This is a genomic window from Segatella copri (genome assembly GCF_019249655.2).
GTDB lineage: Bacteria > Bacteroidota > Bacteroidia > Bacteroidales > Bacteroidaceae > Prevotella.
In genome coordinates this window covers 2,911,508-2,926,532 of record NZ_CP137557.1, presented here as the reverse complement: position 1 = coordinate 2,926,532, position 15,025 = coordinate 2,911,508, and the positions used below count along the sequence as shown (strand labels likewise).

Here is a 15,025-nt window from a genome sequence, read left to right as displayed (position 1 = left end):
GAATTAAGATAATATTATATTTAAAAAACGATAAACATTTAAAATTTTATTCCAATGGGAAGAGCATTTGAATATCGTAAAGCTACAAAGCTGAAAAGATGGGGCCACATGGCCAAGACATTTACTAAGTTGGGTAAGCAGATTGCTATTGCAGTGAAGGCAGGCGGTCCAGAGCCAGAGAACAACCCAACATTGCGTGCTATCATCGCTAACTGTAAGCGTGAGAACATGCCTAAGGATAATATCGCTCGTGCCATCAAGAACGCTTGTGGCAAGGATACCAGCGATTACAAGGAGGTGACATACGAGGGATATGGCCCTCACGGAGTTGCTGTGTTCGTTGATACATTGACAGATAACACAACCCGTACAGTGGCTGACGTTCGTTCTATCTTCAACAAGTTCAGCGGTAACTTGGGTACAACAGGTTCTTTGTCTTTCCTCTTCGACCACAAGGCTGTGTTCACATTCAAGAAGAAGGATGGTCTGGATATGGACGAGATGATTCTCGACCTGATTGACTACGGCGTAGAGGACGAGTTCGATGAGGACGAGGAGACTGGCGAAATCACTATCTACGGTGCTCCTACAAGCTTCGGCGAGATTCAGAAGCACCTGGAGGCTGAGGGCTTCGAGGTAACGGGTGCTGAGTTCACCTACATTCCTAACGATTTGAAGGATGTTACTGCTGAGGAGCGCGAGACTATCGACAAGATGGTTGAGAAGTTGGAGGAGTTTGACGATGTTCAGACTGTTTACACCAACATGAAGCCAGAGATTCCTGCAGACGCAGAATAAGCCTTATGTTGCAGCAAGAAAAGAAAGATAAGTTGACAAAAGTAACTTATCAGACTCATGGCACCTGCTCAAAATACATCTGCATCAGTGTTGATGAAGATGGAACTGTGCAGGATGCCCAGTTCATCGGTGGCTGCGATGGCAACACCAAGGGCGTTTGTGCCTTGATTCAGGGCATGAAGGCCAAGGAAGTCATCGTCCGACTGAAGGGTATCACTTGTGGTAACAAGCCTACAAGCTGTCCAGACCAGCTGGCCACAGCCTTGCAGGAAATGGGATATTAAGAGTTTTTAGGCACGGATTACACTCGTAATCCGTGCCTTTTCTAATACTTGAAACTGTCATCCAGCAAAACCTGCTTCGGATCTTTCTCTGAATGATAGATGAAGCGGAAGGAGAAATGCGCCTCCTTGTATTTCTTCAAGCCCGGGTTGTTATCCAGCGCCTCCTTCTGCAATTTATGCAGCTTTTCCCTGTTGGCATCAATCGCCTGCTTGTTGTCAGCCTTGTTTCTCAGGGTTACATAATAGGTGTAAACCTTGGTGGTCTTATCGAAGGTGGCACTATCCGTACGGCTGTCGTTCACGTAGGGAGTAGGGCAGTACTTTTCCGTATATTCCTTCGCCTCTCTCGCCGCCTTATCTTCCAGACTTTCGGTGCAAGAAACCAGCAAAGAAGCGAAAATACCGATGTAAATCAACTTTTTCTTCATGATTTTTCCTTTTTTTATCTAAAAAACTCTATTATTTTCAATCTTTTGTGCAAAGATACAAAAAAAATAAGTATCTTTGCAGTCTAAAGAGAGAAAATTATATGGAGAATATAAATAAAATAAGAAATTTCTGCATTATTGCACATATCGACCATGGTAAAAGTACCCTGGCAGACCGTTTGTTGGAGAAGACTCAGACTATCAAGATTACTGAGGGACAGATGCTTGACGACATGGACCTGGAGAGGGAACGTGGTATCACCATCAAGAGCCACGCCATCCAGATGGAGTACAAGGCAAAGGATGGACAGACTTACATCCTCAACCTCATCGATACTCCGGGACACGTAGACTTCTCTTACGAGGTTTCCCGTTCCATCGCAGCCTGCGAGGGAGCGCTCTTGGTCGTGGATGCCACTCAGGGTGTCCAGGCGCAGACCATCTCTAACCTCTATATGGCTATTGAGCACGACCTGGAAATCATTCCAGTGATCAACAAGATAGATATGCCTTCGGCTATGCCGGAGGAAGTGGAAGACGAAATCGTTGACCTCATCGGATGCAAGCATGAGGATATCCTCCGCGCTTCCGGCAAGACCGGCGAGGGCGTTGAGGATGTTCTGGAGGCGGTGGTAAACCGTGTGCCAGCTCCTAAGGGCGACGACAAGGCGCCATTGCAGGCACTCATCTTCGACTCCGTGTTCAATTCCTTCCGTGGTATCATCGCTTATTTCAAGATAGAGAACGGTGTTATCCGCAAGGGCGACAAGGTGAAGTTCTTTAACACCGGCATGGAATATGATGCCGATGAAATCGGTGTGCTCAAGATGGATATGATTCCTCGCAAGGAACTGGGTGCCGGAGAGGTGGGCTACATCATCTCGGGTATCAAGAATGCCACCGAGGTAAAGGTGGGTGATACCATTACGCACATTGCCCGACCATGCGAGAAGGCGATTGCCGGTTTCCAGGAAGTGAAGCCGATGGTCTTTGCCGGCGTTTATCCTATCGATCCTAGCGATTACGAGAATCTGCGTGCCTCATTGGAGAAGCTGCAGCTCAACGATGCTTCGCTTACTTTCTCGCCAGAGAGTTCCGTGGCATTGGGCTTCGGTTTCCGCTGCGGATTCCTCGGTCTGCTCCACATGGAGATTGTGCAGGAGCGTCTGGACCGCGAGTTCAACATGGATGTTATCACCACCGTGCCTAACGTATCTTATATGGTATACGACAAGCAGGGCGGCGAGAAGGAGGTTCACAACCCTTCGGGATTGCCAGACCCAACGATGATTGACCATATCGAGGAGCCATATATCCGTGCCACCATCATCACCGCAGCCGATTACATCGGTCCGATTATGAAGCTTTGTCTGGATAAGCGTGGCGAATTGATTAATCAGGAATACGTGAGCGGTAACCGTGTGGAGTTGCACTTCATGCTGCCGCTGGGCGAGATTGTAATCGATTTCTACGATAAGCTGAAGAGTATTTCCAAGGGATATGCTTCCTTCGACTATCACATCGATTCGTTCCGCCATTCCGACCTGGTGAAACTGGATATTCTCCTGAATGGAGAACCTGTGGATGCGCTGAGTACCTTGACTCATCGCGACAATGCCGTGAGCTTCGGCCGCCGCATGTGCGAGAAGTTGAAGGACTTGATTCCTCGTCAGCAGTTTGACATTGCTATCCAGGCAGCCATCGGAGCCAAAATTGTGGCCCGTGAGACTGTGAAGCAGGTGCGCAAGGACGTGACCGCCAAGTGTTATGGTGGTGACGTGAGCCGTAAGCGCAAGTTGCTTGAGAAGCAGAAGAAGGGAAAGAAGCGTATGAAGCAGATTGGTAACGTAGAGGTGCCACAGAAGGCATTCCTCGCGGTATTGAAGTTAGACTAATATGAACTAAACCGAAATTTATAATGGGAGGAACATGAATATGAATGCATTTAAAGTAATCACCCCAACGCGCGACATAGCCCGAGAGCTTGCACGTAAGTACAGTACGATGACTCATAGCGAGTTGGACGTGCTGGAGTCAATTCTGGAACCGATCAAGTATGGAAAGGGAGAGAAAATCCTGGTTGAGGGCGAGGTGTGCAAGAACATCTCGTATATTGAGAAGGGATTGATCCGCCAGTATTACTTCAAGAACGACAAGGAAGTGACGGAACATTTGGGTGTGGATCATTCCATCTTCATGTGCATAGAAAGTCTCTTCAAGGAAGAGCCTACGAAATTGCAGGTGGAGGCGCTTGAGCCTACACTTGTATATGCCTTGCCGAAGGCGAAGCTGGAGGCTGCCGCCATGCGTAACGTGAATATCCAGATGCTCTATCGTAAGATATTGGAGGAGAGTCTGATTCAGTCGCAGGTGCATGCCGACCTGATGAGATTCGAGACGGCACCGAATAAGTACAAGCGTCTGTGCGACCTGAATCCGCAGGTGGTGCTCCGTGCGCCGCTTACGTATATCGCCAGTTATCTGCAGATGACGCCTGAAACGTTGTCGAGAATCAGATCGAATACATTATTATAATTTATAACAAATGAGGGTGTGTCATAAAACAATGACACACCCTCATTTGTTTATTGGATATTACTCCGCCGTATAGAGGTATCGCTTGATACTCTTCTTTGGCGTCTTTTCGAACTCTTCGTCGTGTATGCGGATTTCGCTCAGCTTGCTGTAGCCTGGAACCATCGTGTTGAGTTCCTGGCGGTTCTGTTCCATGATATCCTCCAGTTCCTTTCTGCCGAGGTTCAGCGACTGCGCCTCGTCGAAATCTGGATAAACCAAACCTACGAGCTTTTCGCCCTTCTGGACCACCACGCTCTCGGCAACGAGGGCTAGGGAGTTGAGCTTATCCTCTATTTCCTCAGGATAGATGTTCTGGCCCGATGCACCCAGGAGCATGTTCTTGCTGCGGCCCTTGATGAATACATTGCCGTCGCCATCCATGGTTCCGAGGTCGCCGGTGTGATACCAGCCCTTCTCATCGATGGTCTGCTTGGTAGCCTCCTCGTTCTTGTAGTAACCCAGCATCACGTTAGGACCCTTGGCTAGGATTTCGCCCGGTACATTCTCTGGGTCTGGACTGTCGATGCGAACCATCATGTGGAGCGCTGCCTTACCGCAAGAACCCGGCACGAAGTTCTTGTAATCCTCGTAGCAGATGATAGGTGCACACTCTGTAGCACCATAACCCACTGTATATCTGAATCCTACGCCATACAGGAAGTTCTCTACCTCTCGGTTGAACGCAGCACCGCCGATAATTACCTCGTAGAAGTTGCCACCGAAGGCGTTGCTCACCTGGTCGCATATCTTCTCCTTCACCTTCTTGCTGATCACTGGCATGTGGAGCAGCATGCGCATGCGGTTGTTCTGAATCTTAGGGAACACCTTCTTGCGGATAATCTTCTCGATGACCAGAGGCACAGCGATGATAACTGCTGGCTTGATGCGGCCGAATGCCTCAGCAATGATGGCCGGGCTAGGGATGCGGGTGAGATAGAAGACGTGGCAGCCCTTGAGGAATTCGAAGATAAACTCGAATGCCATGCCATACATGTGGGCCATCGGCAGGATGCTGATTATTGAATCACCTGCCTTGATCTTCTTGCCCAGTACATTCTCGGCAAAATCGGCATTGCTCCAGAGGGCACGGTAAGGAACCATCACACCCTTGGAGAAACCGGTGGTTCCACTGGTATAGTTGATCATCGCCAGTTCGTCTGGGTCCTGATCGATGTAGTAGCTTACATGGTTCTTGCGGAAGTACTTAGGATACTTGATGCCGAACATCTCGTTGAGGTGCTCGCGGGCGTATGTCAGCTTATCGGTGCGTGAAACCACGAGCGAGTAGTCTGGAATGTAGATGATTCCCTCCAGCCCTGGCATCTTGGTTGCGTCCACCTGAGTAGCCACCACATCACCCACGAAGAGTAACTTGGCGTCGCTGTGGTTCACGATATTGTGAATCTGTTCAGGCATGAACTCATGCAGGATAGGCACCGCGATGGCACCATAGGTCAAGGTAGCGAGGAATGCCACCGCCCAATTAGCACTGTTACGACCGCAGAGGGCAATCTTGTCGCCCTTCACTACGCCGGAGTTCTCAAACATGATGTGCAGCTTTTCAATCTTGCGTGCCACATCGTGATACTGCAAGGTGGCTCCCTTGTAGTCGGTCAGGGCATCCATATCCCAATGGTCTATGATGCTCTTCTGTATAAGTGCGTTAAAGCTAGGAATTTCCATATTCTTATTCATTTCTCGTTTTATTCTTTATATAGCGTCCTGATAGAGGTAGCGCTTAATCGACTTCTTTGCCGTCTTTTCAAATTCAGTGTCGTGCAACTGGATGCGCGAGATTTTTGCGAAGCTTGGCATCTGCAGGTTCAGGTCCTTTCGGTTCTGCTCCATGATGTTGACGAGGTCTTCCTGGCTGAATCCCATCTCCTGGCTTTCGTCCATTTCCGGATGCACCAGTGCCACGAGCTTGTCGTCCTTCTGGAGTACGATGCTCTCGTTCACCATCGGCATGGAGTTGAGCTTGTCTTCAATCTCCTCCGGATAGATGTTCTGTCCGTTAGGGCCCAGCAGCATGTTCTTGCTTCTTCCTCTTACGAAGAAGTGGCCTTCGGCGTCCATCGTAGCCAGGTCGCCCGTGTGGAACCATCCGTCTTCATCGATTACGGCATCCGTAGCCTCCTGGTTCTTGTAGTAGCCCTTCATCACGTTGATGCCACGGCAAACCAGTTCGCCGGCCACGTTTTCAGGGTCATCGCTCAGTACCTTCACCTCCATGTGCTTCACGGCAACGCCGCAGCTTCCTGCCACATAGTTGTCCTGATGGGCGAAGGTGATGAGTGGAGCGGTTTCGGTGGTTCCGTAGCCCATGGCGATAGGGAAGCCCACGCTGATGAAGAAGTTCTCAATCTCCTTGTTGAGTGGTGCGCCACCCACAACCACCTCGTAAGGGCGATTGCCAAACTTGCGGAGCACGAACTCGCGAACCTTCTCCTTGATGCGCTTGCTGATGACAGGCATGTTCATCAGGAGGCGGGCACGGTTGGTCTGGATATGTGGGAACACTTCCTTTCTTACAATCTTATCCACCACGAGCGGAACGGCGAAGAGGATGTCGGGCTGAATCTCAGCCAGTGCCTCAGAGATGAGCGTTGGGCTCGGCAGGCGGGTGAGGAAGAAGATGTGGTTTCCTTCAACGATGTTGTAGAGGAACTCTGTCATCAGTCCATACATGTGTGCCATCGGCAGGGTAGAGAGGACGTTGCAGTTCTTTCCTATCTTCGGTCTCACGGAGTCGATGAGATAGTCGAGATTGCCCCACAGTGCCCTGTAAGGCAGCATCACACCCTTCGAGAACCCTGTGGTTCCGCTGGTGTAGTTGATCATCGCCAGTTCTTCCGGATCATCCACGTGATACTTTACGTGCTCAGCTCGGAAATACTTTGGGTATTTGTGGCCGAACATGGCATTGAGGTTCTCACGCGCGTAGGTCAGTTTTTCTGAACGGGAGATGACGAGCGAATTGTCTGGCAGATAGATGATGCCTTCCAGTGTAGGCATTTCTTCCGGATTGATTTCCGTAGCCACCACATCGCCCACGAAGAGCAGTTTGCTCTCGCTGTGGTTCACGATGTTGTGAATCTGCTCAGGCTTAAATTCGTTCTGTATAGGTACGACGATGGCACCGTAAGTAATAATGGCCAGGAAGGCTACTGCCCACTGGCTACTATTTCTTCCGCAGACGGCAATCTTGTCGCCCTTCTTCACATCGCTGTTTTCAAACAGGATGTGCAGTTTCTCTATCTTTCTAGCAACATCGTGGTATTGCAGGGTGGCTCCCTTGTAATCGGTGAGCGCATCCAGGTTCCAGTTCTTGATGATGCTTCTCTCAATATACGAGTTAAAACTTGGTATTGAATTCATTGCACAATTTACAAAATTTTGTGCAAAGATACGGAAAATACTGCACACTACAAAAAAATATGTGCACTATTTTTGATAAAGGGGCAAATTAATTGTAAAACCGGAAAAATTGATTGTAAAACCGGAAAAAAAAGGTATAAGTTTCATCCCATTATTACCATATTTAGAGGTGGCAATAATGGGATGGAAGCTTTTATTCATATCTCATCGATTTGGCTGGATGGATATGCGAGATGAGGTAGCTTGGGGCTACGAGCATGAACACGCTGATGAGCAGGGTGGCTACATTCAGCGCCACGATGAAGAGCCAGTTGAACTCTACGGGCACCGTACTTACGTAGTAAGTCTGCGCATCGAGTTTTAGCACCCCTGTGAAATACTGCACTGCTAGAATTGCCAGGGCTATGATGTTGCCCAGCAGCATTCCCCTGCCTATGATGAACACGGCAAACCAGAGGAAGGTGTGGCGGATGGTGCGGTTGCGGGCACCCAAGGCCTTGAGTACGCCAATCATCGAGGTGCGTTCCAGAATGATGATGAGCAGTCCGCTGATCATGGTTACGCCTGCCACGATGAGCATCAGGGCGAGGATGATCCACACGTTGAGGTCCATCAGTCCGAGCCACTGGAAGATGTTCGGATTCAAGTCCTTGATGGTGGCACTGCTGTAGGTTTCGCCATAATGATCCACGGTGCGGTTCACCTTATTTATAATATAGTCTTCCGTCTCGTTGAGTTTCTCGAAATCGTTCACCGTCAGTTCGGCTCCGCTGGTCTGGTCGTCCATCCATCCGTTCAGTTTCACGGCGGTATAGAGGTCGGTGTAGACCATCGTCTCGTCGTATTTCTTCAGATTGGTCTGATAGATGCCCTGGATGGTGAACCGTCGCATTCTCACTCCGTTGTCGTCGATGAAATAGGCGAAGATTCTTTCTCCGTTCTTCAGCTTCAGCTTGTCGGCCATCAGCTTGGAAATCAGGATTTTGTTGTGACTTGCCTTGTCGTCAAACTTCGGTATGCTTCCTTCCACCATGTTCTGGTGGATGAAGGTGGAGTCAAACTCCGGTCCCACGCCCTTGAAGGCAACGCCCAGGAAGTCGCTGTCGGTCTTGAGGATTCCTTCCTTCATGGCGAATCGCTGCACGTGTTTCACGCCCGGAATCTTTCGGAGCACGCCCATCATGGAGTCGTTCATCACCACGGGATACTGGTTCTGCTGCTGCAGGGTCATGAAATCCGCCACCTGTATGTGGCTTCCGAATCCCACCACCTTGTCGCGGATGGTATGCTTGAATCCCAGCACCACGCATACCGACATGATCATGATGGCGAGTCCGATGGCAACGCCAGCGGTGGCTATATGGATAGCAGGGCGAGAAACTTTACGTTTATCGCCCTGGTCGCTATACAATTTCTTTGCTATAAATAGAGGAAAATTCATATCTTACAGTCCTTCATCCTCCACTCTTCCCGGATAAGCCTCAAGTGCCTTGGCAAGCACTATCAATGCTCTGTTCAGGTCGTCCTTCTTCAACACGTATGCCATACGCACCTGGTTTCTTCCGGCTCCAGGAGTGGTGTAGAAACCGGAGGCTGGTGCCATCATCACGGTTTCGCCCTCGTAATCAAACTCTTCCAGGCACCAGCGGCAGAACTTTTCTGAATCGTCGATAGGCAGTTTTGCCACGGTATAGAAGGCACCCATTGGAATTGGGGAGTATACGCCAGGAATACGGTTGAGTCCGTCAATCAGGCACTTACGGCGCTCCACATACTCATCGTATACATCGCGATAGTACTCCTCAGGAGCATCGAGCGAAGCCTCGGCTACAATCTGACCGATGAGAGGAGGAGAGAGACGGGCCTGGCAGAACTTCATCACCGCCTTGCGAATCTCTGCATTCTTGGTAATCAGGGCACCCACACGGATACCGCACTCGCTGTAACGCTTAGACACAGAGTCGATGAGCACGGTGTTCTGCTCGATGCCTTCCAGGTGCATCGCACTGATGTATGGGCTGCCGGTGTAGATGTACTCACGGTAAACCTCGTCAGAGAAGAGGTAGAGGTCGTACTTCTTCACCAGGTCGCGAATCTGGTTCATCTCTCTGCGTGTGTAGAGATAGCCCGTAGGGTTGTTAGGGTTGCAGATCAGGATGGCACGGGTGTGCTCATTGATCAGCTCCTCAAACTTCTCCACCTTAGGCAGCGAGAAACCCTCCTCGATGGTCGTGGCGATGGTGCGGATCTTGGCACCCGCCGAGATGGCGAACGCCATATAGTTGGCGTATGCAGGTTCTGGCACGATGATTTCATCTCCCGGGTTCAGACAGCTCATGAACGAGAAGAGCACGGCTTCTGAACCTCCCGATGTGATGATGATGTCATCGGCAGTAACATTGATATTGAATTTCTTGTAATAATCTACCAGCTTCTCACGATAACTGAGATAGCCCTGGCTTGGAGAATACTCCAGGATGGTGCGGTCGATGTGCTTGAGCGCATCGAGACCACATTGAGGAGTAGGGAGGTCTGGCTGACCGATATTGAGGTGATAGACCTTAACTCCACGTTTCTTTGCTGCGGCAGCCAGAGGAGCCAGCTTTCTGATAGGTGACTCAGGCATTTCGAGGCCGCGTACTGATATTTCAGGCATCTTTTAAAAATTCTATCTGTTAATTATCCATAGCGAGGGTTGTGTAATCGATTAAATCGAAATCCCAACTTTTCGCAATTCGCTTGCAAAGGTAAGCAATTTCATTGAAAAATCGTAATAGATTCGGTTAAAAAATCATTTTTTAGTAAAAAACTCTTTATTCTGTTGTTCTTCTGCATTCTTTTTTATAACTTTGCATCACAATTGCGCCTTTTTCCGGCTACCTTATATAATAAGGTACGGGAGGACAAGAGTAGAAAATAAACGAAAATTAAAAAAAATAAGAAAAGGAAAAGAAATTATGAGAAGTAGAACAAGCACTTGGTTTGAGACTAAAGTTAAATATCAGAAGACCATGGAAGATGGTTCAGAGAAGGTTGTATCTGAGGCTTACGTTGTAGATGCCTTAAGCTTCACCGAGGCTGAGAGCGCCATCATCGACGAGATGTCTGTTTACGTGAGTGGCGAGTTGAAGGTGAGCGGCATCGGCAAGGCTTGCTATGGCGAGATTTTCTTCAGCGACCTGGATGATGACGACAAGTGGTACAAGGCTAAGCTGCAGTTTATCACCATCGATGAGAAGAGTGAGAAGGAGAAGCGTTCTAACGTTACTTACCTGGTTCAGGCTAAGTCATTGGCCCGTGCACTGCGCTATATCGACGAGGTGATGGGCAAGACCATGATTGATTACGACATCGTGGGTCTCAACGAGACCAAGCTGATGGATGTATTCGAGCACCACGCTCCTGGCGAGAAGAAGGAGGAGAAGAACGACGTTCCAGAGTACGAGCAGGGCAAAGCCGAGTAAATAGATATCCTGATGTCATACTTCCGGCAAGAGCAAATGGCTAAGGAATCATTTATTAATTATTAATTATAAATTATTAATTGAAAAATGTATGATGTAAAAGGAAACCTTCATGAGGTGTTGGGCAGTTTGCCTGCCGGTGTCCGTCTGGTGGCTATCAGCAAGTTTCATCCCAACGAGTATATTGAGGCTGCTTACGCCGAAGGTCAGCGCATCTTCGGCGAGAGCCATGAGCAGGAGCTTTCCAAGAAGGTGGAGACCCTGCCTAAGGACATAGAGTGGCATTTCATCGGTCATCTTCAGACCAACAAGGTGAAGTACATTGCCCCTTATATCTCCATGATTGAATCGGTGGATAGCCTGAAACTGATGAAGGAGATTAACAAGCAGGCAGCGAAGCACGACCGTGTGGTGAAGATTCTTCTGGAGCTTCATATTGCCGAGGAGGATACGAAATCGGGATTGTCACTGGATGCCTGCCGCGAGCTTCTGGAAGCTGGTGAGTGGCGCGAGTTGTCTCATGTTCAGATTTGCGGTTTGATGATGATGGCATCGAATACGGACGATGAGCAGCAGATAGCCCGTGAGTTTGATGCTGCCGCTGAGTTCTTTGATGAAGTAAAATCGAAGTATTTCGCCGATTCTCCTGCCTTCTGCGAGCGCAGCTGGGGCATGAGTCACGACTATCACATCGCCGTCAAGCACGGCAGCACGATGGTTCGTGTGGGTACCACCATCTTCGGACCTAGGGTATATTAAGATTTAGGAAATATTTCCTAGGGTATAATAGATTTTTTAATGATATGACTTTTCTGTTCGGCACTGGCAGATATGAATCCGGCACTGGCGGATGCATATACGCCAGTGCCGAATGTGTATCCGCCAGTGGCGGATAGATTTTTTTTCCGTTTTCTAGAAAACCACTTTCTTTCCCTTGTTTGTTATATACAGATGGCCCTTCTTCGGGGTCTGCACGCTGCGGCCTTCCAGGTCGAAGTATTTCGTTGGCTGGTTGTCTTCATCCATCGTGATGCCCTTGACGGCGGCATCGGCAGCGAAATCCTTCAGGTAGTCGAAGGTTACCATGCCGGTGGCTTCATCCTTCTTGATATTGTAGAGAGGACGGGTGGTCAGGGTGCTCCAGTTGAACTTCACCTCAGTGAGACTGTTGATGTCCTTGCCGTCTTCGCCTGCGTTATAGGCTGGGAACGGGTCGTTCTGGGCGTTCTGAGTGTATTCGTCCCAGGTATATTTCATGCCGTCTCCGCAGTTAGCCTGGTTGATGACGAGGCCATCGGCTGGAACCACCATCACCCTTGAAATGCCTTTTTCGTTGTTAGGAAAATCGCCCAAGCTCACGGTGCTCTTGTCGGCATAGTCGATGCGCCATACCAGCATGCCATATCCCGTGAGATACTTATACCAGCCCTCGTTGCGGATGTTCTGGAGCAGCAGGAATTCGCCCTGGGCTCTCTCCTTCAGAAATTTTTTGGTCTGGTCGCTCACATCGCCCGATGTGTAGTTCGGGTTGATGGAGAAGTTGTCGTCGTTCACATCGGCATCAATCTTATAGGCCTTCGATGCCACATCGTATGGCTCCAGGGTTATCTGTGCAGCTTCCGCAGGACTTAGCGTGATAGGGTTCACCCATCCCATCAACATCTTTTCCCATGGGGTGTATGGGGTAGGGCGATAGCCATCATAGGTGTATTCGCCTGCATCCATCAGATCCCAGTATTCCGGACTCTGGTTATCGGCTGTGCTGGCTGGCAATCTGGTTGGATAATGGTCTGGCAAGCCCAGGGTGTGCGAGAACTCGTGGCAGAAAAGACCGATACCATTAATCTGGTAGAGGCCATTCTTGGTATCTGCTGGCTTGCCGTTCAGCTCATTGTTGATACCATAGCGTGAGAAACTCTTGCCATCGCACATCAATATGCCTTGCTTCTTGCCGTATTCGTCGTAGCGGTAGAAAGTGGTGGTACCCGATTTCGGCCAGAGACAGTTGGCTTCATTGCCCGAAATGCTCTCGGAATAGCCGGCGTAGATGATGTATACCAGATCTACGACGCCATCGCCGTCAGAATCATATTTCGAGAAATCCACCTTGCTGTCTATCTTGTCGCATGCCTCGCTGAGCATCTGATCGTTGCCCAGGTCGATGTCATAGTCGTTTCTGTTTCTTCCGTAATAGGCGTATCTTTCGTTCATGGTGACAGGACCCACCACATCAAATTGAGGGGTGAACTTTCCTTCGCTGCAGAACTTGAAGTATTCTCTTACAGATCCATAATTGGTGTGTTTTGATTTCTGGGAATACACGGCAGCATCGGCCTCTGGAGCTGCTTCGCCCATCTCGGCATTGAGATAGTGGTTGAAGGTAGCCACTGGGTCGCTGCTCTTGAATTTCAAATCAGGGAATTCAACGAGGATGACCAGTGCCTTGGGACTGCCCGTATGTGGGAAGTATCTGTTTTGAGGGTTGATGCCGCTGGCTCTGCTGGCTTGATTTGCCTGATAAGCCTGATTTGCCTGATAAGCCTGATAAGCCTGGTTAACCAGATTGGCTTTGATTTGCCGTGCCTGCATCGCTGCGGAGTATTGTGCCTCGAGTTCCTGGATGGTGGTTTTTTCGTATTTTCCGCTGTCGTTGAGTTTAAGAGGAGTTCCATCGGTGGTGATGTAATAGCAGAAGTTTTCATCGCCAAAGCGTGAAGCTGAGACGATGCTGCCGTCGGCGAGTTGAACCTGGCAGATGCCTGGTTGTGCCTTTGCCGCGAACATGGAAGTGGCTGACAGCAAGGCAAAAGCTAAGCTTAGTATTGTTCTTTTCATTGATTTTTGTTTATTCATGTTGGGTTATTTGAACCTTTTTTATTCAAGGTGCTTTATTTAAAATAATTCAAGTTTCGCAAGTAACCTCCGGTCCCCGAAGGGGGCCAACTTTCAATAACCGCTGGTGGAATGACCGAAGGTCATGGAACCTGCGGACAAACTAATAGTAGGGAGAAAGCGTCCCCAAAGGGGGCGAACCACATCCAGTCTTGCTCCTGTTCGCCCCCTTCGGGGACGATAAGAGAGTATCTGAGACTATCCGCAGGTTCCATTCCCTTCGGTCATTCCACCCGCGGTTATTCACATTCGCCCCCTTCGGGGACGATAAGAGAGTATCTGTGACTATCCGCAGGTTCCATTCCCTTCGGTCATTCCACCCGCGGTTATTCACATTCGCCCCCTTCGGGGACGGTAGAATGCTACTTGCGAAACTTCAGAAATAATATTGTCCCTTCTTCTGAGTCTGCTTTCCGAATTCGATGGCGTGGTGCGGACAGTGGTGATAGCAGGTGAAGCAGGTGAGGCAATCCTTGTGGTGAAGCCACTCGGGATATTCGCCATGGCCGCCCTTGATATCGCCCACCGGACAGACATTGGCGCAGATGCCACATTTCACACACTTGTCTTTCTCTACATGGAATCGCTTGTCGGTGATGAACACGTTCTCGAAGAAACCGCCCACTACCTTGGTGAAGAACCATGGGATAGGCCCTTTTACCAATTGGCTTACGCCTTCCTTCCGGTCGAAAATCTCTTCGCAGATTACGGCAAGTTCCTGAGCCGATTTCGATTTCTTCCAGATTTCCTTCTCCTTAGTGTCTACATCCATAAAGGGAAGACCCACGTAGGATTCTGGCATAATGAGGGAGTAGGAGGAAGATACCTTCGTGATGCCCAGGGCTTGAAGCGACGGATTCTGAGAGATGACCTCGTTCAGGTTCTCGATGGTGAGCCCGATGCTGTCGCCCGCCGTACAAACGCAATAGGTGAAAGGAAGGCTTCCAGCAGCATCCGGTTCAGCCCTCTGAACCTTCATCTTTCCGATAAACTCCCTTACCAGCTTGGGAACTCTCCAGCCGTGTACGGGGAAAACGAATCCGAGCCGTTCATTCTCTTTCAGAATAAACGGCTCGGCTAGGGTATGGCTTGAATCATCAGCCCTCATGTAGGGAGCGATGGAAATCAAGTCTTCATGAGTAGCCGACGCCAGTTTTGACGCCGCCCACTTGGTATTTCCTGTTCCTGAGAAATAAAATATCAT

Annotated in this window: 13 protein-coding genes; 6 read left to right on the top strand and 7 right to left on the bottom strand. The window is 49.4% G+C overall.

Features of this window, described 5'->3' with window-relative positions:
* Positions 1–54 precede the first annotated feature (54 nt).
* Both KUA49_RS12030 and KUA49_RS12025 read left to right on the top strand, forming a co-directional pair.
* Positions 55–798 (top strand): YebC/PmpR family DNA-binding transcriptional regulator, encoded by a 744-nt coding sequence (locus KUA49_RS12030; protein ID WP_218411808.1) that lies wholly within the window; start codon positions 55–57, stop codon positions 796–798.
* A 5-nt stretch (positions 799–803) separates the two neighbouring features.
* Positions 804–1,082 (top strand): TIGR03905 family TSCPD domain-containing protein, encoded by a 279-nt coding sequence (locus KUA49_RS12025; protein WP_218411807.1) that lies wholly within the window; start codon positions 804–806, stop codon positions 1,080–1,082.
* A gap of 41 nt (positions 1,083–1,123) precedes the next feature.
* Here the strand turns inward: KUA49_RS12025 and KUA49_RS12020 are convergent, their stop codons facing one another.
* A complete protein-coding gene (locus KUA49_RS12020) occupies positions 1,124–1,510 on the bottom strand; it encodes a hypothetical protein (RefSeq protein WP_218411806.1) in 387 nt (128 codons plus the stop codon).
* 101 nt (positions 1,511–1,611) lie between these two features.
* On the opposite strand from KUA49_RS12020, the gene lepA reads away from it, so the two are divergent.
* Positions 1,612–3,405, top strand: a complete 1,794-nt coding sequence (lepA, locus tag KUA49_RS12015; protein ID WP_218411805.1) for a translation elongation factor 4 — start codon at positions 1,612–1,614, stop codon at positions 3,403–3,405.
* A 40-nt stretch (positions 3,406–3,445) separates the two neighbouring features.
* Positions 3,446–4,045 (top strand): Crp/Fnr family transcriptional regulator, encoded by a 600-nt coding sequence (locus KUA49_RS12010; RefSeq protein WP_218411804.1) that lies wholly within the window; start codon positions 3,446–3,448, stop codon positions 4,043–4,045.
* A 60-nt stretch (positions 4,046–4,105) separates the two neighbouring features.
* Here KUA49_RS12010 and KUA49_RS12005 read toward each other — a convergent pair whose 3' ends face one another.
* From KUA49_RS12005 to KUA49_RS11990, 4 genes are all read right to left on the bottom strand, one after another.
* Positions 4,106–5,782, bottom strand: coding sequence for an AMP-binding protein (locus KUA49_RS12005; protein WP_412178579.1), 1,677 nt, complete (start codon positions 5,780–5,782; stop codon positions 4,106–4,108).
* 15 nt (positions 5,783–5,797) lie between these two features.
* Positions 5,798–7,465 carry an AMP-binding protein gene (locus KUA49_RS12000; RefSeq protein WP_218411803.1) on the bottom strand — a complete coding sequence of 556 codons (1,668 nt, stop codon included), beginning with the start codon at positions 7,463–7,465 and terminating at the stop codon, positions 5,798–5,800.
* Between the two features lie 193 nt (positions 7,466–7,658).
* A complete protein-coding gene (locus KUA49_RS11995; protein ID WP_203050601.1) occupies positions 7,659–8,906 on the bottom strand; it encodes an ABC transporter permease in 1,248 nt (415 codons plus the stop codon).
* A gap of 3 nt (positions 8,907–8,909) precedes the next feature.
* Positions 8,910–10,121: a pyridoxal phosphate-dependent aminotransferase gene (locus KUA49_RS11990; RefSeq protein WP_203050602.1), complete on the bottom strand. Its 1,212-nt coding sequence runs from the start codon at positions 10,119–10,121 to the stop codon at positions 8,910–8,912.
* A gap of 301 nt (positions 10,122–10,422) precedes the next feature.
* Between KUA49_RS11990 and KUA49_RS11985 the strand changes: the two genes are divergently transcribed.
* Positions 10,423–10,929 carry a DUF4494 domain-containing protein gene (locus KUA49_RS11985; protein WP_203040969.1) on the top strand — a complete coding sequence of 169 codons (507 nt, stop codon included), beginning with the start codon at positions 10,423–10,425 and terminating at the stop codon, positions 10,927–10,929.
* A gap of 87 nt (positions 10,930–11,016) precedes the next feature.
* Positions 11,017–11,688 carry a YggS family pyridoxal phosphate-dependent enzyme gene (locus KUA49_RS11980; protein ID WP_218411802.1) on the top strand — a complete coding sequence of 224 codons (672 nt, stop codon included), beginning with the start codon at positions 11,017–11,019 and terminating at the stop codon, positions 11,686–11,688.
* A gap of 153 nt (positions 11,689–11,841) precedes the next feature.
* Here KUA49_RS11980 and KUA49_RS11975 read toward each other — a convergent pair whose 3' ends face one another.
* Positions 11,842–13,764, bottom strand: coding sequence for a M6 family metalloprotease domain-containing protein (locus tag KUA49_RS11975; RefSeq protein ID WP_218411801.1), 1,923 nt, complete (start codon positions 13,762–13,764; stop codon positions 11,842–11,844).
* 433 nt (positions 13,765–14,197) lie between these two features.
* Positions 14,198–15,025 (bottom strand): EFR1 family ferrodoxin, encoded by an 828-nt coding sequence (locus KUA49_RS11970; RefSeq protein ID WP_218413574.1) that lies wholly within the window; start codon positions 15,023–15,025, stop codon positions 14,198–14,200.